At 63.7% G+C, this 15924-nt stretch carries 20 protein-coding genes and 1 tRNA gene; 5 read left to right on the forward strand and 16 right to left on the reverse strand.

Going from position 1 to position 15924, the window contains the following annotated elements:
- Positions 1-63: 63 nt before the first annotated feature.
- Complete coding sequence (locus IE00_RS05540) at positions 64-873, reverse strand: invasion associated locus B family protein (protein ID WP_072296097.1); 810 nt, start codon at positions 871-873, stop codon at positions 64-66.
- 509 nt (positions 874-1382) lie between these two features.
- Between IE00_RS05540 and IE00_RS05545 the strand changes: the two genes are divergently transcribed.
- A complete protein-coding gene (locus IE00_RS05545; protein ID WP_072296098.1) occupies positions 1383-2948 on the forward strand; it encodes a helicase HerA-like domain-containing protein in 1566 nt (521 codons plus the stop codon).
- Here IE00_RS05545 and IE00_RS05550 read toward each other — a convergent pair.
- Entirely contained in the window at positions 2945-3277 is a 333-nt protein-coding gene (locus tag IE00_RS05550) for a DUF6477 family protein (protein WP_072296099.1), read from the reverse strand. The genes IE00_RS05545 and IE00_RS05550 overlap by 4 nt on opposite strands.
- Before the next feature lie 216 nt (positions 3278-3493).
- Between IE00_RS05550 and IE00_RS05555 the strand changes: the two genes are divergently transcribed.
- Positions 3494-4621, forward strand: a complete 1128-nt coding sequence (locus IE00_RS05555) for a DUF6456 domain-containing protein (RefSeq protein WP_072296100.1) — start codon at positions 3494-3496, stop codon at positions 4619-4621.
- Positions 4622-4660: 39 nt separating this feature from the next.
- Here the strand turns inward: IE00_RS05555 and IE00_RS05560 are convergent, their stop codons facing one another.
- Positions 4661-6133, reverse strand: a complete 1473-nt coding sequence (locus IE00_RS05560; RefSeq protein WP_072296101.1) for a catalase — start codon at positions 6131-6133, stop codon at positions 4661-4663.
- A 101-nt stretch (positions 6134-6234) separates the two neighbouring features.
- Between IE00_RS05560 and IE00_RS05565 the strand changes: the two genes are divergently transcribed.
- On the forward strand, positions 6235-7137 hold the full coding sequence (locus tag IE00_RS05565) for a hydrogen peroxide-inducible genes activator (RefSeq protein WP_072296102.1): 903 nt from the start codon (positions 6235-6237) through the stop codon (positions 7135-7137).
- Between the two features lie 36 nt (positions 7138-7173).
- Here the strand turns inward: IE00_RS05565 and IE00_RS05570 are convergent, their stop codons facing one another.
- Positions 7174-7722 carry a peroxiredoxin gene (locus IE00_RS05570; protein ID WP_072296103.1) on the reverse strand — a complete coding sequence of 183 codons (549 nt, stop codon included), beginning with the start codon at positions 7720-7722 and terminating at the stop codon, positions 7174-7176.
- A gap of 232 nt (positions 7723-7954) precedes the next feature.
- Here IE00_RS05570 and lipA point away from each other — a divergent pair, with 232 nt between their 5' ends.
- Both lipA and IE00_RS05580 read left to right on the forward strand, forming a co-directional pair.
- On the forward strand, positions 7955-8890 hold the full coding sequence (lipA, locus tag IE00_RS05575) for a lipoyl synthase (RefSeq protein ID WP_139291354.1): 936 nt from the start codon (positions 7955-7957) through the stop codon (positions 8888-8890).
- A 117-nt stretch (positions 8891-9007) separates the two neighbouring features.
- Positions 9008-9091: transfer RNA gene (locus tag IE00_RS05580), tRNA-Leu, on the forward strand.
- 362 nt (positions 9092-9453) lie between these two features.
- Here the strand turns inward: IE00_RS05580 and IE00_RS05585 are convergent.
- From IE00_RS05585 to IE00_RS05630, 12 genes are read right to left on the reverse strand one after another with little or no spacing between them, the layout of a single operon-like run.
- Positions 9454-10119 carry a hypothetical protein gene (locus IE00_RS05585; protein WP_170864087.1) on the reverse strand — a complete coding sequence of 222 codons (666 nt, stop codon included), beginning with the start codon at positions 10117-10119 and terminating at the stop codon, positions 9454-9456.
- The gene (locus tag IE00_RS20060; protein WP_170864088.1) at positions 10091-10249 is read right to left on the reverse strand and encodes a hypothetical protein; all 159 of its coding nucleotides are present in this window, start codon (positions 10247-10249) and stop codon (positions 10091-10093) included. Before IE00_RS20060 ends, IE00_RS05585 begins: the two co-directional genes overlap by 29 nt.
- The gene (locus IE00_RS05590) at positions 10249-10707 is read right to left on the reverse strand and encodes a hypothetical protein (RefSeq protein ID WP_072296106.1); all 459 of its coding nucleotides are present in this window, start codon (positions 10705-10707) and stop codon (positions 10249-10251) included. Before IE00_RS05590 ends, IE00_RS20060 begins: the two co-directional genes overlap by 1 nt.
- Positions 10700-11026: a hypothetical protein gene (locus tag IE00_RS05595; RefSeq protein ID WP_072296107.1), complete on the reverse strand. Its 327-nt coding sequence runs from the start codon at positions 11024-11026 to the stop codon at positions 10700-10702. Before IE00_RS05595 ends, IE00_RS05590 begins: the two co-directional genes overlap by 8 nt.
- Positions 11023-12093 carry a tyrosine recombinase XerC gene (xerC, locus tag IE00_RS05600; RefSeq protein ID WP_072296108.1) on the reverse strand — a complete coding sequence of 357 codons (1071 nt, stop codon included), beginning with the start codon at positions 12091-12093 and terminating at the stop codon, positions 11023-11025. Before xerC ends, IE00_RS05595 begins: the two co-directional genes overlap by 4 nt.
- Positions 12090-12284 (reverse strand): hypothetical protein, encoded by a 195-nt coding sequence (locus tag IE00_RS05605; protein WP_072296109.1) that lies wholly within the window; start codon positions 12282-12284, stop codon positions 12090-12092. Before IE00_RS05605 ends, xerC begins: the two co-directional genes overlap by 4 nt.
- Positions 12284-13366 (reverse strand): DNA cytosine methyltransferase, encoded by a 1083-nt coding sequence (locus tag IE00_RS05610; protein ID WP_072296110.1) that lies wholly within the window; start codon positions 13364-13366, stop codon positions 12284-12286. Before IE00_RS05610 ends, IE00_RS05605 begins: the two co-directional genes overlap by 1 nt.
- A gap of 1 nt (position 13367) precedes the next feature.
- Positions 13368-13619 (reverse strand): DUF2312 domain-containing protein, encoded by a 252-nt coding sequence (locus IE00_RS05615; protein WP_072296111.1) that lies wholly within the window; start codon positions 13617-13619, stop codon positions 13368-13370.
- Positions 13620-13630: 11 nt separating this feature from the next.
- On the reverse strand, positions 13631-13825 hold the full coding sequence (locus IE00_RS19445) for a hypothetical protein (RefSeq protein ID WP_083554093.1): 195 nt from the start codon (positions 13823-13825) through the stop codon (positions 13631-13633).
- Positions 13822-14004: a hypothetical protein gene (locus IE00_RS19690; RefSeq protein ID WP_139291337.1), complete on the reverse strand. Its 183-nt coding sequence runs from the start codon at positions 14002-14004 to the stop codon at positions 13822-13824. The genes IE00_RS19445 and IE00_RS19690 overlap by 4 nt, the downstream gene beginning before the upstream one ends.
- A gap of 52 nt (positions 14005-14056) precedes the next feature.
- Entirely contained in the window at positions 14057-15157 is a 1101-nt protein-coding gene (locus tag IE00_RS05625; protein WP_072296112.1) for a recombinase RecT, read from the reverse strand.
- 2 nt (positions 15158-15159) lie between these two features.
- Positions 15160-15921: a hypothetical protein gene (locus IE00_RS05630; RefSeq protein WP_072296113.1), complete on the reverse strand. Its 762-nt coding sequence runs from the start codon at positions 15919-15921 to the stop codon at positions 15160-15162.
- Positions 15922-15924: the final 3 nt, after the last annotated feature.

Here is a 15924-nt window from a genome sequence, read left to right on the forward strand (position 1 = left end):
GCCAGGCGGACATGAAAAAACCGCGCCCTGACTGGGGCGCGGTTCCGACATGTCGCGATCGGATCATTCGGCGGGTGCGGTTTCGTCAGCTGCCTCGTCGGCGGGCCGGGCGGCATAGGCCGCCAGTTCGTCAAAGGCCGCCGTGAAGCCCGAGAGCGAGATGTCCAGCTTGACCGGCTGCTTGGGATCACCGCCAAAGGGAAGCAGCTGCACCGACGCCTTGCTGCCGCGCTTCATGCCGGTCAGCTCGGCTTCGGTGAAGCCAAGGCGCGAAATGCAGCCCACGGGCGCGCAGAAGCTGAAGGGATAGCCGCGCATTTCGCCGCTGTCGACCTGGAAGCCAAGTCCCTCGATCAGGTCGGTTTCCAGCGGAGCCACCAGCGTGGCACCCGCCGCGACATTGCCGTTCGACAAGGGGACCAGCGTCAGTTCGGCCACCGCATTGTCTTCCTGGTCATTCAGCAGCTTGTACATTTCGCAGGGGTCCTTGCCCTCGCCTGCGCGAATGCAGCGGATGGTCCAATCGCCATGTTCGGATTTGGCGTAATAGGTGCCGGGACGGTTCGGATCATTGGCGGCAGGCTGCCCGGCTGCCGCTGCAGGGGCATCGGCGGCGTCGGCGGGCGCATCGGCAGCAGCTTCGGTGCCGGTCTGCGCGGGTGCGGCGTCGGCATCCGCGGCAGGGGTCGTTTCCGCAGGTGCCTCGGTCGGGGTGGCTTCGGTCGGGCTGGCTTCGGTGGTGGATGCCGCGTCGGCCGGCTGCTCGGTCGGGCTGGCCTCGGGCTGGGCCGGGGTCGCGGCCTCTTGTGCGAATGCAGGACCGGCGATCAGGGCCAATGCGGCCAGCAGCGCGTGCGAGGGTTTGATGGACATCTATGTTTCTTCCCTTTGCTCAAAGCATTGGCGCCGATCTAGCATGCTGCCGTGACCTTGTCAGGTGCCACCGGACCCCGCCGGCTTCACCTTGATTTGAGCATCTGGTGAAACGGGGGCGGGCGGCGGTGATCCGCGCATCGATGTCGGAATGGTTGCGACATGCCGCCGTGCTGCGCAAGCTGTCAATGAAAACGCATGGCCACTTGAATGCGAAAGGCCGTGGTCTTTACCACGGCCTCGACGCTTTTGCGTAGTCTCCCTGCCGGACTGGCCGGTCTTTATTGATCTGCACGCTAATCGCGCTGCCGTGATCCGTCAACTGTTGATGCGTTTACGGCGGATCACAAAAAAAAGCCGCGCCCCGAAAGGCGCGGCAGTCCAACAGGGAGGAAGGTTCGACCCGCGACCAGCGATCCCGAACAACTTGACCTTGCACCAAATGGGTTAAGATTGTCTTTTCACAGGGCGCGTTGCTGTTGCGCCAAGGCAAATGATCGGGGGTCGTCATGTCGTCAGTTCTGGATCCGGATGCGGGTACGATTTTCGTCGGAGGGGCGGGACAGGACCATGCGACACCCGAAACGCTGCTGCTGAAATATGCCAATCGCCACGGGCTGATCGCCGGCGCCACCGGAACGGGCAAGACCGTGACCCTTCAGACGCTGGCCGAGAGCCTGTCGCTGGCGGGGGTTCCGGTCTTTCTGTCCGATATCAAGGGTGATCTGGCGGGTCTGGCCTGCGCGGGGCGGCAGGATTTCAAGCTGCACGATGCCTTTGCCAAGCGCGCCGAACAGATCGGGTGTCCGCTGGATTATCAGTCCTTTCCGGTCACCTTCTGGGATGTCTGGGGCGAACTGGGCCATCCGGTCCGGACCACCCCGGCCGAGATGGGGCCGCTGCTGCTGTCGCGCCTGCTGGATCTGACCCCGGCGCAGGAGGGGGTGATGAACATCGCCTTCCGCGTCGCCGACGAGGATGGCCTGCCCTTGCTGGACCTGAAGGACCTGCAGGCCATGCTGATCTGGGTGGGTCAGAATGCGCAGGATCTGTCGCTGCGCTATGGCAATGTCAGTCCCGCCAGCGTCGGCGCCATCCAGCGTGCGCTGCTGGTTCTGGAAAACGAGGGTGGCGACCGCCTGTTCGGAGAACCCGCGCTGGAGCTGGCCGACCTGATGCGGCAGGATGCCGAGGGCAGGGGGGTGATCAACATCCTGGCCGCCGAACGCCTGATGAATGCGCCCAAGCTGTACGCGACCTTCCTGCTGTGGCTTCTGTCCGAACTGTTCGAGCAGCTTCCCGAGGTCGGCGATCCCGATCGCCCCCGCATCGCCTTCTTCTTCGACGAGGCGCATCTGCTGTTCGCCGATGCCCCGAAGGCCCTGATCGACAAGGTTGAACGGGTTGCGCGCTTGATCCGGTCCAAGGGCGTCAGCGTCTGGTTCGTCAGCCAGAACCCCGCCGACATTCCCGAAAATGTCCTGGGACAGCTGGGCAATCGCGTGCAGCATGCCTTGCGGTCCTTTACAGCCAAGGATCAGAAGGCTTTGCGAATGGCCGCCGAGAATTACCGTCCGAACCCAGAATTCGATATTGCCGATGCCATCCAGCAGGTCGGCACGGGTGAGGCGGTGACATCGTTTCTGGGGCCCAAGGGCACGCCGGGCATCGCACAGCGGACGCTGATCCGGCCTCCGTTCAGCCAGTTGGGACCGATTGACGCAGCCGCACGGGCCGAAATTCTGAAGGTGTCGCCGCAGGGGGCGAAATACGACGCGATGCTGGATCGCGACTCGGCCCACGAGATTCTGGCCAAGCGCACTGCGGATGCCGCAAGCCAGGCACAGGCCACACAGCGCTCCGATGACGACCTGTTCGACATGCCGTCGGGTGACGGTCATCGCCACGCGCGCCGCTATGAGGCGCCCAAACCGGAAAGGAAATCCGCAGGTCGGCGTTCCGACAGCGTCATCGACACCTTCGGCAAGAGCCTTGCGCGGCAGTTGGGAACCCGGACCGGCCAAGCCCTGGTCCGGGGTGTCCTTGGATCATTGCTGAAAGGCCGCAAGACCTAGAGCGCGGTCGCCAGCGGCGCGGGGTGCGCTTCCAATGCGGCGCGCATCTCGCCCATGATGGCGATCATCAGCAGGACATGCCGCTTCATGTCGTAATCTGCCAGACGGTTCAGGCGGAAATCGTTCTGGATCTCCTCCTCGGCGCGCAGGCGCGACAGGGCGCGGGCGGGTTCGGGGCAGCGGTCGGTGCGCAGCAGGCGGGCCAGATCGCGTTCGCGCCTCCAGGCGCGCTGCCCTTCGCGGGCGGCGCGGATCAGCGCGGCCGGGCGCCGGAAGGGCTGGTTGGCGGGGCGCGGCGGGAAGGCGATGACATTCGAGCTTTGGGTCATTCTTCTGATCCTTGGAATTTGACGCAAAGCCACCATCACACAACCTGCGGGCGTGTTGCCAAAAGGGTGGACGCAGCGTCCGGTTGCGCAAGAAATCTTTAGGAATTGTTAGGGAATGTTGCGGCTATGTGCAGTAATACCCTGTTAACCACAGGGAAATAATTCAACCCAGGGTGGTCAACTGCCGGGCGACCCGAGGACGACAAGGGACCTGACATGACCATATTGACCGGTGATTTCGCACTCGACACCCCCATCGCGGAGCACCGTTCTGAAGGACGACAAGCCGCATGCGGGGACGCACTGGGCGACGATGCCCGCCTTTATCTTCGCCATGTCGAACATGGCGAAACGATCCGTTCCCTGGCGCGTGAAGCAGGCTGCCACGCTTCGACCATCCTGCGCCGCATTCGCCGGTTCGAGGCGCGCCGCGACGACCCGCTGGTGGACGGCGCACTGGCACAGGCCGGGTCGAACCCCAAGCCTGATGACGACCGCCAGTCCCTGCGCGTGCTGCGGCGCCTGGCCGAGGCGGGGGCCGTCATGGTCACCGCACCGGGCATGGACAAGGCGATCGTCACCCGCGACGACATCCGCACCGTGGTTCTGGAACGCCAGCTGGCCGAAAAGATGGCGTTGAACGGTTGGGTGGTCCAGACCCGCGACAGCGGCCGCGTCCAGCGCTATGTCATCGCGCCCGCCGGACGCGAGGCGTTGCGCCAGATGCTGCGTTCGCCGCGCCAGCGCAACGCCGCCATGGGGCCGGATTCCTTCGCCGATGCCAGTCCCGTCCAACCGCAGGGCATGGCCGAGGCCGCAGCGCCCTTCCAGCATGCCGACCAGCACCGCGTCTATGAGGACCGCGTTGTGCAGGACCCCGAGGACGGCCAACGCAAGCGCATGCGCGTCAACATCGCCGAGAGCCCGCTGCTGGTCCTTGCCCGCCGCCGCGATCATCAGGGCGAGGCTTTCCTGACGCCCGGCATGGTCACCGCCGGGGAACGCCTGCGCGAAGATTTCGAACTGGCCCAGATGGGGCCGCGCGTGACGCAAAACTGGGACGGCTTCATGACCTCGGGGATCGATGTGTCATATAATGCGTCGGGCTATCGCGGCGGGTCGGAATCGGCACGCGATCGCGTTGCGCTGGCTTTGCGCGACCTTGGCCCGGGGATGGGCGACATCGTGCTGCGCGTCTGCTGTTTTCTGGAGGGGATCGAGATGACCGAGCGGCGTTTGGGCTGGTCGGCGCGTTCCGGCAAGATCGTCCTGCGTCTGGCGCTGATGCGGCTGGAACGGCACTATGCTGAAAATTACGGCAAGGGGTCGCCGCTGATCGGCTGACATGCGAAAAGGGGCGCCTGACCGGCGCCCCTTTCAATTTTACACGTGCCTGCGGGCGATTTCCTGACGGGCGGCACGGATGCCGGCGCCATAGGCCGGGCTGATGCGGTCGAAATGGCTCAGTGCGACCTCGACGATGGCATCGTCGGCACCCTCCATCGCGGCGGCAAGGTTGTGGTAGAGCCGCGCCCGTTCCTGATCGTTCAGCACCTGGTCGTGCAGGGCGCGGGGCTGGGTATAATCATCCATCTGCTGTTGGTGCGGGTGACGCCCGGCCTCTCCGGATATGCGCAGCGGCGGTTCGGCAAAGCTGGCGTCCTCGACCGCGCCACCGAAGCTGTTGGGCTCGTAATAGGCGTCGATGCTGCCCGACTGATGCCCGAAGAAGTTCATCTGGCCATCCTTGTGATAGTGATGGACCGGGCATTTCGGCGCGTTCACCGGCAGGTGTTCGTAATGCGTGCCAAGCCGATAGCGATGCGCATCGGCATAGCTGAAGACCCGGGCCTGCAGCATCTTGTCGGGCGAATAGCCGATCCCAGGCACCTTGTTCGACGGGCTGAAGGCCGCCTGTTCGATCTGCGCGAAATAGTTGTCGGCATTGCGGTTCAGCTCGATCTCGCCCACTTCGATCAGCGGATAATCCTTGTGCGACCAGACCTTGGTCAGGTCGAAGGGATCGAATGCGGTCGTTTCGGCTTCGGCTTCGGGCATGACCTGGATGAACATCGTCCAACGGGGGAAATTGCCATCCTCGATCTTGCCGAACAGCGCCTCCTGATAGCCTTCGCGCGAATGGCCGATGATCTCGGCAGCCTCGCCGTTGGTATAATGGCGATGGCCCTGTTTCGTCTTGAAGTGGAACTTGACCCAGAAGCGTTCGCCTTCCCGGTTCCACAGCGAATAGGTGTGGCTGCCATAGCCGTTCATGAAGGTCGGGTCCTGCGGCAAGCCGCGATCCGACATCAGGATCGTCACCTGATGCAGCGATTCGGGATGACGCCCCCAGAAGTCCCACATGGCCGTCGGGCTGCGCAGGTTGGTGCGCGGGTGACGCTTTTGCGTGTGGATGAAGTCCGGGAATTTCAGGGGATCGCGGACAAAGAACACGGGCGTATTGTTGCCCACCACATCCCAGTTGCCCTGGTCGGTATAGAATTTCAGCGCAAAGCCGCGCACGTCGCGTTCATGGTCCGCCGCGCCCTGTTCGCCAGCCACGGTGGAAAAGCGGGCCAGCATCTCGGTCTTCTTGCCGGGTTCGGCAAAGATCGATGCACAGCTGTACTGGCTGATGTCATGGGTCACGGTGAAGGTCCCGAAGGCGCCCCAGCCTTTGGCATGAACGACCCGTTCGGGAATGCGTTCGCGGTTCTGATGGGCCAGCTTCTCAAGCAGCTGATAATCCTGCATCAGCAGCGGGCCGCGCGGGCCGGCGGTTTCGCTGTTCTGGTTCGAAACTACCGGGGCGCCGGCCGTGGTGGTCATCCGGGGGCGGGGGGTCTGGTCATTCATGCAATGCGATCCTTGGTTGGGTCAGCTGATTGCCGCCACCATGTCGCCTGATTTGCATAAACGGAAATTGCATTTTCTGCTGATTGTGATCAGAGTAACTTATGAACATCACCCTGCGCCAATTGCGATACTTCTTGGCCCTGTCGCGGACCGGCAACTTCACCCGCGCCGCCGAGACGATCCACGTGACCCAACCCGCGCTCTCGATGCAGATCCGCGCGCTGGAGGAGGAGGCTGGCGCTCGGCTGGTCGAACGCACGCCCCAAGGGGTCGTCCTGACCCCGCAGGGGCGGGCGCTGGCCCTGCATGCCGAACGGGTGCTGGGGGCGATGGCCGATCTGGAAGGCGCACTGCGTCAGCCGGGGCAGGGCGGTCGGCTGATGCTGGGGATGATCCCGACGGTCGCACCCTATCTGCTGCCCGAGGTGCTGCCCATCCTGCGTGCCCGCGACATTGGTCGCGACCTGCATCTGCGCGAGGCACAGACCGATACGCTTCTGGAGGAATTGCTGGCCGGTCGCCTTGATGCGGTGGTCGTCGCCAGTCCGCCGGACGATCAGGGGCTGGACGGGGTCGTGCTGTTTCAGGACCCGTTCCTGCTGGCGGGCAGCGCCGCACGAATCGCGGATTTGGGCAACCAGGCCGTTGCGCCCGCGGCGCTTGATCCGGGTCAACTGTTGCTGCTGGACGAGGGGCATTGCCTTGGCGACCAGGCGCTTGAGGTCTGCGGCCTCAGCCGTCGCAGCAGTCGTCTGGACCTGGGGGCCGCGTCGCTGTCGACCCTGTGCCGACTGGCCGCGCAGGGGATGGGACTGACCTTTCTGCCGCAGATCGCCAAGGGACAGGAAACCGCGGCCGCGCCGGGTTTGACGGCGATCAGCTTTCCCGATCCGCAGCCCGCGCGTCAGATCATGTTGTTGCGGCGCAGATCGACGCCTGCCGATGGCTGGTTTCAGGATCTGGCCGGGATGCTGCGCCACGCGGCGCAGCCACTGTTGGGCTAGGGTCGGCGGGGCAAACCTGTTGCCCCGCCGCAAGGATCAGGCCATTTCCTCGACATTGGCGTTCTGCAGCCATGCCAGGATCGTCTCGGGCGAGGTCTTGCCATAGGGATCATCGGCGCAGTCGTCACAGCGGCCGGGCTCTTCGAACCAGGCGACGACCTTGCCGTCGTCGACGATCGCCGCATAGCGCCAGCTGCGCGCGCCAAAGCCCAGGTTGTCCTTGCGCACCAGCATGCCGACCTTGTCGGTGAACTCTCCCGAACCGTCGGGGATGACCGTCACATGGTTCAGGTTCTGCGACTTGGCCCATTGGTTCATGACAAAGCTGTCATTCACCGACATGCAATAGACGGCATCGATGCCTAGACCCTTCAGCTCTTCATGCGCGGCTTCGAAGCCGGGCAGCTGATAGGTCGAACAGGTCGGCGTGAACGCACCGGGCAGCGAAAACAGCACGACGCGCTTGCCGGCAAAGTAATCGGCCGTGGTCTTGTCCTGCCAGCGGAACGGATTGGACCCACCGATCGATTCGTCGCGGACGCGGGTGCGGAAGGTGACGTCGGGCAGTTGCGATCCGGGTTTCATAATGGCTCCTGTCTGTATGAAGGGGCACCGCCGATGCGATGCCTGCGGCTTCCTCCCATTGGGTCGCGTGGTAACGCTGCAACGCGGCAAGGGCAATGCCGCGACGCAGCTTATGGGCGCGGCATGACAGCCATGTGTCGCGCGCATCGGCAACGCGTTGCCAATCGGGCGAATTTCGCCTAATTCTGCGGGAACCGCGATCGAAAGGACCAAGACCTTGCGCGACCTCAGGATGCCGGACCAGCGTCACCCGGAAAAGGCGCATCGCGCCGACCAGGCACAGCCCAAGAAACCCGATTGGATCAGGGTCAAGGCACCCACCTCGGAGGGTTACAAGCAGACCCGTGACCTGCTGCGTGAAAACCGTCTCTCGACCGTCTGCGAAGAGGCAGGCTGCCCCAATGTCGGCGAATGCTGGAGCCAGGGCCACGCCACCATGATGATCATGGGCGAAATCTGCACCCGCGGATGCACCTTCTGCAACGTGGCCACCGGCCGCCCGCAGGATCTGGACGCGTTCGAGCCGGGCCGCGTGGCCCATGCCGTCCAGAAGCTGGGCCTGAACCATGTCGTCATCACCAGCGTGGACCGCGACGATCTGGATGATGGCGGCGCGGAACATTTCGCCCAGACCATCCGTGCGATTCGCCATCGCTCGCCGGGATCGACCATCGAGGTGCTGACCCCGGACTTTCTGAAATCCAAGCCCGGTTCGCTGGAAATCGTGGTCGAGGCGCGTCCCGACGTCTTCAACCACAACCTGGAAACGGTCCCCGGCCTTTATCCGACGGTCCGTCCTGGTGCGCGCTATTTCCACTCGCTGCGCCTGCTGCAGCAGGTCAAGGAAATGGACCCGACCATGTTCACCAAATCCGGCATCATGGTGGGTCTGGGCGAAGACCGTCAGGGGGTTCTGCAGGTCATGGACGACATGCGGGCCGCCGACATCGACTTCATCACCATCGGCCAGTACTTGCAGCCCACGCCCAAGCACCACCGCGTGGACCGCTTCGTCACGCCCGATGAATTCAAGGGCTATGAGAAATCGGCCTATGGCAAGGGTTTCCTGATGGTCTCGGCAACGCCGCTGACCCGGTCATCCTACCACGCGGGCGACGATTTCGCGCAGCTGCGCGACGCACGCCTTGCCAAGCTGGGCCGCGCCTGAGGAAATAGGGCAGGGCATCGCGACCCTGCCTCGTTTCTTCCTCTTGCATATCCCCGCGGACGGAAATATTCGTCTGTCAGACCCGAACGGGTCCTGCCGAAAGAGCGCCGATCAATCGGGGGCGTGGCGGAATGGTAGACGCGACGGATTCAAAATCCGTTTCAGCGATGAGTGCCGGTTCGAGTCCGGCCGCCCCTACCACGCTCTTTCGCCCAGCAATTGCTGGGCTTTAGCGCGCGTCAAGCCATTGGCCTAAGTCATGCGTCGGGGCGGCTGATTTGTGTTTCCCAGTGTGTTTCCCAGTTTCCCTAAGCGTTCTCGGATGTTCCGCAGGGTCCGGGGCCGCCAATGACGACAGGTTTTCAGCATGTGGACAAGGCGACCGACCGTCATCAACGGCAAAACTGAACCTGATGATTGGATGATCTATCGCGCCGGTGTGCCTGTGGGTCGGGTCTATGACGTGCGTATCAGCACCGGCGGCGGGCGATGGGTTTGGTCGGTCCTGGTTGGCGAGACGGGCATGGGCCACGCCGAGACTTTCGAGGCGGCCTTGGAGGCGGTCAGGGAGAGGGCGGGGTAGCGTCCCGGCGCAGGGATCGGATTGCCTGACGAACATCTCCGACAGCCGCACAGCCGCCTTGCCGGAACCCTGTGATCCAATCGTCGCCATCCACCGGGGCTTTTGGCATGGCCGTCAGCATATCAGTGGTTTTTGCCACCATCGCCTCAATCGCCGCGTTCCATTCCGCGTCACGGACAGCTTGCAAGTCGGCGGGTGGGGTGAGGGCGCGGAGGTGCTGAATTGCGTCTCCGTGCGAAATCGCCTCGGCCAGCGCCTCACATGCTGCGTCATCGTCGCGGCCACGGTGGATGTCAGCCTCGGCCTTCAATGCGTCGCGCTTGCTCTCATGGTACAAAGTCATCTTGGCGATTGCCGCTTCCCATGCCGCAGCCGCTTGGGCGCGGGCTTCAAGGCGCTGCTGATCCATGCGACACATCAGGTCAGCAGCATCATCTGCAATCCTTCGGTATGTGCTCTCGGCTTCTTCCGCCGCCTCTGCCCGCTGGCGCAGGGCTTCGATGGTGTCGGCCGCAGCGAAAACGTCTTCATGCTCATCCCAATCAGGCGCAGCGTGTCGGTCCATATCGCGGCCCAGCTTTTTCAACCGCTCGACCAGCCGCTCCACTTCATCCCGGTCAGTCATGGCTGGCAACTCCATCTGCATCCAATGCGTCAATAAGTTGATCAATGTGGTCGCGGATGCACTCTAGTGCGTACTTGGTGGTGGATGCGGGTTGACTGGTATCGCCAAATAGGCGGTCGATCTGTCTGATGATTTGGTCACGCACTTCCATCACGCATCCCCCTTCTGTGCGAGGGCGGCTTCTGCTGCCTCTTTGCTGTCGTGCTCGGTGACGATCAGGTCCGTGTCGCAGTCGCAGTCATCTTCATCGGTGCATTTGCAATCGACCCGAACCGCAGCCCAGATGTCGGGCAGGCTAGTGGCGCAACTAATCTGCACGACATGATTCCCCTTTCTTGGGCGATCATAGAAATAGTGTTCTTCCAATACCTCAGTGAGGTCAAAGCAGCACTTTTCGCTATCGTGGCAGTCGGCTTCGTAGAACCACTCGGGGCGCAGCATCTTCCGCAGTTTCGACAGTTCCGCCTCAACGGCCTCCGCGCGTCGCGCCAGCGCGTCGTCTGCCCGGCGGCGTTCCAGCAATTCTAAAGCCATCTTTTCCGTCCGCGAACCGGTGACAGAATACATCACCATCTGGTCCAGTTCTTCGTCGGTCAAAAAGTCAGTCATGGATGGCGTCCTTCTGTGCGAGGGCGGCGATCAGAGCATGATCGGCTTTCGAGATTGCAATCCCGAGGTGAAGCCAGTGCGGCCCTGTCTGCGCCCCGATGCGATGGGTCTTCCTCGCCTGCTTTATAAGCTCATCCATGGTGGCAAGAAGATCGTCGGCAGGGGTGGCGCGGCGGGATAGCAGCCTTTCGATCAGTTGTGCGGCGTCCGCGCCGATGCCGCAGGTGCAGCGTGCCTCGCCGTTCTCATGGCATCCGATCATCATCAGCTCTGGGATGATTTGACGAGCCAGCGCCTCGTCGGTCAGTTTCTCGGTCATTCGTCCGTTCCCTTCTCGCTCTCGTTTCGCTTGCTCTGCCCTGCCTTGGCGTGGGCCTTCTGCCTTGCCGCGCCCGCGTATTTCCGCAGCATGGCGAGGGTCTTGTGGCCGGTGACGGCGCTGATTTCGTTGTCGGGAATGCCTGCCTCGGCCATCTGGTGCGCCACGGTGTAGCGCAGGCCGTGCTGGGTGCTGGCCTTGATGCGGGCCGCCAGCCTCTCGTCGCCTGCATCGAGCGCGGCCTGGACCGCAGCGGCGCGGGCGATGACGAACCGGCTACAGACCCCGGAATAGGTCATGGCGCCGACCCGCGCGCCGGTCACGATGGTGGCGGTGCCGCGCTCGATCTGGTTCAGGTATGCCGCCAGCGTGTCGGTCGGCGGGATGGTCAGAGCGGTGCCGGTCTTGCTCTGCTGGATCTCGAAGCCGTCCGGGCCCCATTGATCCCAACGCAGCTTGATCGTGTCACCGATGCGCTGCGACAGGCCGAGGGACAGCTCGAACGCTGTCCGCTCTGAGCTGCCGATCGGTGCGGCGGCGCGATACGCGGCGATGACATCGGCCGCCCAGGGTCCATGCACCTCGGCCTCGCCCCGTGGCTTGCGCAACAGCTTCACGCCCTTGGCCGGGTTGTGGGTCATCCAACCCTTTTCGATGGCATGGGCAAAGAGAATGCCCAGCACCTGGACGATGTAATTGGCAAACCGCCGGCGGTGCTGATTGGCGTCACGGGCCATCACGATATGCGGCTGCATCATCCGCGACGGGTCCTTGCCGGGCATGGTCGCGATGGCCCATTCCAGCACCTTCTCGTAGTCGCGCTTGGTCCGCGGGGCGAGATCCTTCCACGCCGGGCTTTGCCGATAGCTGGCGATCAGCGTCTGCCACGTCCGGGCGGTGGTCGGGACCAGCGAGACGCCGCGCTTGGCTGCGTCATACTTGGCGAGGAAGTCCGGCGCGTCCGGGTCCGGCAGGCGGATATATCCCTCCGCCCGCCGGAAGTACCAGTATGTCCGCCCCCGGCTTTTCTTCTTCGTCAGGTAGGGCAGGCCTTGCGTCGTCTTCATTTGGACCCGCCGAAGTCGATGGCGTCATAGTTCGCCGCGTCTGGTGCGGGCTCGATGTCGGCCCGCTCCGCGATCAGGTCGCCGTCGCGGGTCATGCGGAACCGCGTGAGGCTGGGGTCGGCCTTGGACATCGCCCGCACAAAGCGCGCGATCCGGGCCTCGGTCAGTGGTGGGGTGCTTGGGGTCGGCATCAGATGGCCTCCTTCATGGTTGCAGCGGTGTCGAAGGCTTGGATGAACCCTTTCGCCGCGTGCGGATTGATTGCATTGCCGTAGCCCCGCAAGAGCCCCACACGGCCGGATACCCCATCAGCCAGCGGGAATGTTCCGGGTTCAACTGGCCGCCACTTTCCATCCCGGCAGAACAGCCAGTCAGCATCCGACCAGAAGCCGTGAAGCGGGCTGGTGCGGCCAGCTGCGCGGCATCGTCCAGATTGCGTTTGCCCTGCGCAAATCGTTTCAAGGCGGTCTGAGGCGTTGCTGTCCTTCCATTCGGGTCGCCGTCCCGAGCTTGAGGGGTCGGCCAGCCCGCCATCACCGCCGCGTGGTTCAGAGTGATGTTCGGCGTCGTGAAGCCCTCTCCCGGCGATCGAACCGCATCCGTCGCTGTCACTGTCGGCCAGCCCGCCAGCCACACCACTCGGCCCAGCAGGCCGTTCAGTTCCACGTTCACGTTCGGGTTCCCGCCATCCTTCCAGTCCCGCGTCGTCGGCGTCGGCCAGGTCGACAGCCCCGAAGAATGTGCGCTGTCTGATGTGCGGCGCGCCGACGCCCGCTGACGGGAAATCGCTCGCCCCAACGGCGTAACGTGCGGCTTCCAGGCGATCTGATAGATCGTCGATCCAAGCCCATGCAGGCGGTCCGCCAGCGCGCTTTCCAGCGCCGCCTGCAGCTTTTCCGAAGACTTCCGAACTGGCGACCTGTTCGCCAAACAGCACTCGGGGGCGGCAGGACCGCACCAGATCGATAAAATGGGGGGCGAGGTGGCGGGCGTCGTCTCGGCCCCTCTGCTTACCTGCCGCGCTGAACGGCTGGCAGGGTGGGCTTCCAGTCCAGCACGGGCGATCGTCTGGCCATCCGGCGAGGCGCAGGGCACAACTCCATCCTCCGATGCCGGCGAAGAAATGGCATTGGGTGAAGCCGCGCAGGTCCACAGGTCGAACATTGAGAATTGATCGTTCATCGACTTCTCCATCGGCGATCAGCCCGTCTTTGATAAGCTGGCGCAGCCATGCCGCTGCGCCGGGGTCGATCTCGTTGTAATAGGCGGCCACGTCACGCCATCCCCAGGGCGGTCTTGTACATTTCCATGATCGCCTCGGCTTCGGCGATGTCGTCGCGGTCGCGCTTCCGTAAAGCGATGATCTGCTTCATGATCGGCACGGAGTAGCCGCGGGCCTTGGCCTCTGCGAAAATATCCTTCTTGCGCTCTGCGATGTCTTTGGCTTCGGCGTCGAGCTGCTCCTGCTGCTCGATGAACTGGCGCAGCTCGTCGGCTGCAACGCCGTATGCTTGATCGTCGGACATGGTGTGTTCCTTCACTGTTTGGTTTCGTCTTCCGCCTTGATCGGCAGCGGCGGGTTTTCATTGGTCTGGAAGAAGCGGCAGGCGGGCGCATGGCCGGGGAACCGCCTCGTGGCCTTTCCTCTGATCTCGTAATTGCACCGCGCCCGTTTCAGCACGCCGGGCCGCTCTTTGTTGCTTGCGGCGTAATGGCCGGGGCTCTCGATCACGCTGCCGCCATCCTTCTTGAACCGCTTGACGCCCCACAGCGTGCATTCCCGGCAGGTCCGGTTCCGGCGATGTGCGCCTGTCCCAAGAAGGTGGCGCAGAGATGCGCGTGTTCGGGCAGAGGCTTGAGGAAGCGGTTGACTTCGATGTGGTCGTTCGGAGTGCTGTGCATCGGGATCATGTCTTGCTCCTGTTCGGTGGGTGCGGGGCGGCCCGGCGCCGCCCTTGGCGGGTCAGTCGGCGGGGCGCAGGGCCTCGATCAGCGCATCGGCTTCATCGGCATCTTCGGCGCGGATGTTCTCGATCTGCGCCTCGAACATTTCGAGGACTTCATCGAAGGGCGCTCCCTCGGCCAGCATGTCTTTCATGCTGCCCTCGACCATCTTGATCCGCTCCGACAGGCTGGGGCTGAACATGCTGCCCTGCTCGCCTTCCTCGGCCTTGGGCTTGCCGGTCGTGGTCTTCTTGGCCGGTTCCTTCTTCGGCTCCTCTCTGGCCGGGGCCTCGTCCTTCTCCTCGACCTCGCCGGTTTCCACGTCATAGGCCTCGCCCTCGATGTGGCCAGCGGTGGGGTCTTTGGCGAAGGCGGTGTAATCGATCCGGTTTTCATCGACCGACAGGGCATCGCTCAGCTTGCCGCCGTCCATTTCGATGCTGATGGGCAGATACTTGAACAGGGCGCGCACGGCGGTCTTGGCCGCCATCTCGTGCTGGTGCGCGATCCATGGGCTGTCTTTCTTGTTGTACTGCACGGCCATCCTGTAGCCCTGCGATGCGTCCCGGATGGCCATGACTTCATCCCACGGCAGGACCACGAAAGCCTCGCCATCGGTCAGGGTCGCGTGGCAATAGGCGTAGAGCGGGTTTTCGCGCTTGCCGCGGGGGCGGTGCGTCAAGTGCTGGTTGCTGCCATACTCGAAGCTGAAATCATCGCTCTCATAGACAACATCGCCGTGGATGTTCTTGACGTGGCCCGAGCGCCGCGCCAGGTCGATCATCCCCTTGTAGCCAAGGATCAGCTGGACTTCGGTGATACCCTTGCGCTTGTTCTTGAAGGGCAAGAGGTAGGCGTGCCCCAAGGGGGTATTTGGTTCGACGCCGAGGCTGGCGCAGGTCATCATCGAACCCAGCAAGGACAGCGGGTCGCAATCGCCCAGCTGGGGCGTGGTGCGGATGGCGTTGGCCATCAGGCGCATCATGCGATCGGGCTTCATGTGGCTGGCGGCGACGGTGGCCAGCTGCTGCTTGGCCATGTCGTTCATCAGAAGTTCTTTGACGTTCGTCACCTGGCGCAAGGGCCGGGTCGCCACGCTGGTCGATTGTTGCTGGGTCATGTTCAAGCTACCGTCTGAGTTTCGTTGAAGGTGATGCCGGGGATGACGGTCGGGCCGTCCTTGCGGCGGCGCGCGGCGGTGGCCAGGCGTTCCATTTCCTTGACCAGCGCTTCGCGGCTGTCGGGATCGGCCAGCAGGAAGCCGAAGGCGCGGCGCGCATCGCCATCGCTCTGGATCTCGGCCGTGTAGACTGTCCGGGTGGACATGGTGCGGCCACCGCCGGTCGCGCTGGCGATGTTGGCCTTTGCGGGGCGTTCCGCTGCCTTGGTCGCCCTGGCGGCTTCCTTTGCGGCCTTCTCGGCCTCGGCCTGCGCGAGCACGTCATTGCGGGCCTCTGCGGCGCGGCGGGCTTCCTCGGCCTCGGCTGCGGCCTTGGCTGCGGCCTCGCGGTCCTTGCGCTTCTGCTCGTCAATAATTCGCTGCTGTTCCGCAGCGAAATCAGCGAGGGGCTTTTTCAGCTTCTTCACCAGGTTCTCGATCGGGTCGGCCAGTGCCTTGAATGCCGTGTCGACCTCGCGGCCGGCGTCGAGGTGGGGCTGCTTGGCCGCCTTGCGGGCCTCGTCCACGTCTTTCCAGGTCTTGCGGCTCTGGCCGATGAAATCGTTCAGCTTGCTGGCCTTCTCCTCCGTCTCGATCTTGCCGAGGTCCAGCCAGTCGCCGCCGGCGTCGGCGATCTCCTGAACGCGGGCTTTCAGGGCCTCGAAGGCGTCGAGGTCGTAGAGCGGCGGGTGATTGTGGCCGATGGGCGCGGTCTGGATGTTCATGAG

The organism is Paracoccus sp. SM22M-07, assembly GCF_001887735.1.
In the GTDB taxonomy this organism is placed as follows: Bacteria; Pseudomonadota; Alphaproteobacteria; order Rhodobacterales; family Rhodobacteraceae; genus Paracoccus.

Excerpts from the sequence above, each read along its gene's own strand:
- IE00_RS05540 (WP_072296097.1), bottom strand. The coding sequence starts at position 873 with ATGTCCATCAAACCCTCGCACGCGCTGCTGGCCGCATTGGCCCTGATC.
- IE00_RS05545 (WP_072296098.1), top strand. The coding sequence starts at position 1,383 with ATGTCGTCAGTTCTGGATCCGGATGCGGGTACGATTTTCGTCGGAGGG.
- IE00_RS05550 (WP_072296099.1), bottom strand. The coding sequence starts at position 3,277 with ATGACCCAAAGCTCGAATGTCATCGCCTTCCCGCCGCGCCCCGCCAAC.
- IE00_RS05555 (WP_072296100.1), top strand. The coding sequence starts at position 3,494 with ATGACCATATTGACCGGTGATTTCGCACTCGACACCCCCATCGCGGAG.
- IE00_RS05560 (WP_072296101.1), bottom strand. The coding sequence starts at position 6,133 with ATGAATGACCAGACCCCCCGCCCCCGGATGACCACCACGGCCGGCGCC.
- IE00_RS05565 (WP_072296102.1), top strand. The coding sequence starts at position 6,235 with ATGAACATCACCCTGCGCCAATTGCGATACTTCTTGGCCCTGTCGCGG.
- IE00_RS05570 (WP_072296103.1), bottom strand. The coding sequence starts at position 7,722 with ATGAAACCCGGATCGCAACTGCCCGACGTCACCTTCCGCACCCGCGTC.
- lipA (WP_139291354.1), top strand. The coding sequence starts at position 7,955 with ATGCCGGACCAGCGTCACCCGGAAAAGGCGCATCGCGCCGACCAGGCA.
- IE00_RS05585 (WP_170864087.1), bottom strand. The coding sequence starts at position 10,119 with ATGCAGATGGAGTTGCCAGCCATGACTGACCGGGATGAAGTGGAGCGG.
- IE00_RS20060 (WP_170864088.1), bottom strand. The coding sequence starts at position 10,249 with ATGGAAGTGCGTGACCAAATCATCAGACAGATCGACCGCCTATTTGGC.
- IE00_RS05590 (WP_072296106.1), bottom strand. The coding sequence starts at position 10,707 with ATGACTGACTTTTTGACCGACGAAGAACTGGACCAGATGGTGATGTAT.
- IE00_RS05595 (WP_072296107.1), bottom strand. The coding sequence starts at position 11,026 with ATGACCGAGAAACTGACCGACGAGGCGCTGGCTCGTCAAATCATCCCA.
- xerC (WP_072296108.1), bottom strand. The coding sequence starts at position 12,093 with ATGAAGACGACGCAAGGCCTGCCCTACCTGACGAAGAAGAAAAGCCGG.
- IE00_RS05605 (WP_072296109.1), bottom strand. The coding sequence starts at position 12,284 with ATGCCGACCCCAAGCACCCCACCACTGACCGAGGCCCGGATCGCGCGC.
- IE00_RS05615 (WP_072296111.1), bottom strand. The coding sequence starts at position 13,619 with ATGTCCGACGATCAAGCATACGGCGTTGCAGCCGACGAGCTGCGCCAG.
- IE00_RS19690 (WP_139291337.1), bottom strand. The coding sequence starts at position 14,004 with ATGATCCCGATGCACAGCACTCCGAACGACCACATCGAAGTCAACCGC.
- IE00_RS05625 (WP_072296112.1), bottom strand. The coding sequence starts at position 15,157 with ATGACCCAGCAACAATCGACCAGCGTGGCGACCCGGCCCTTGCGCCAG.
- IE00_RS05630 (WP_072296113.1), bottom strand. The coding sequence starts at position 15,921 with ATGAACATCCAGACCGCGCCCATCGGCCACAATCACCCGCCGCTCTAC.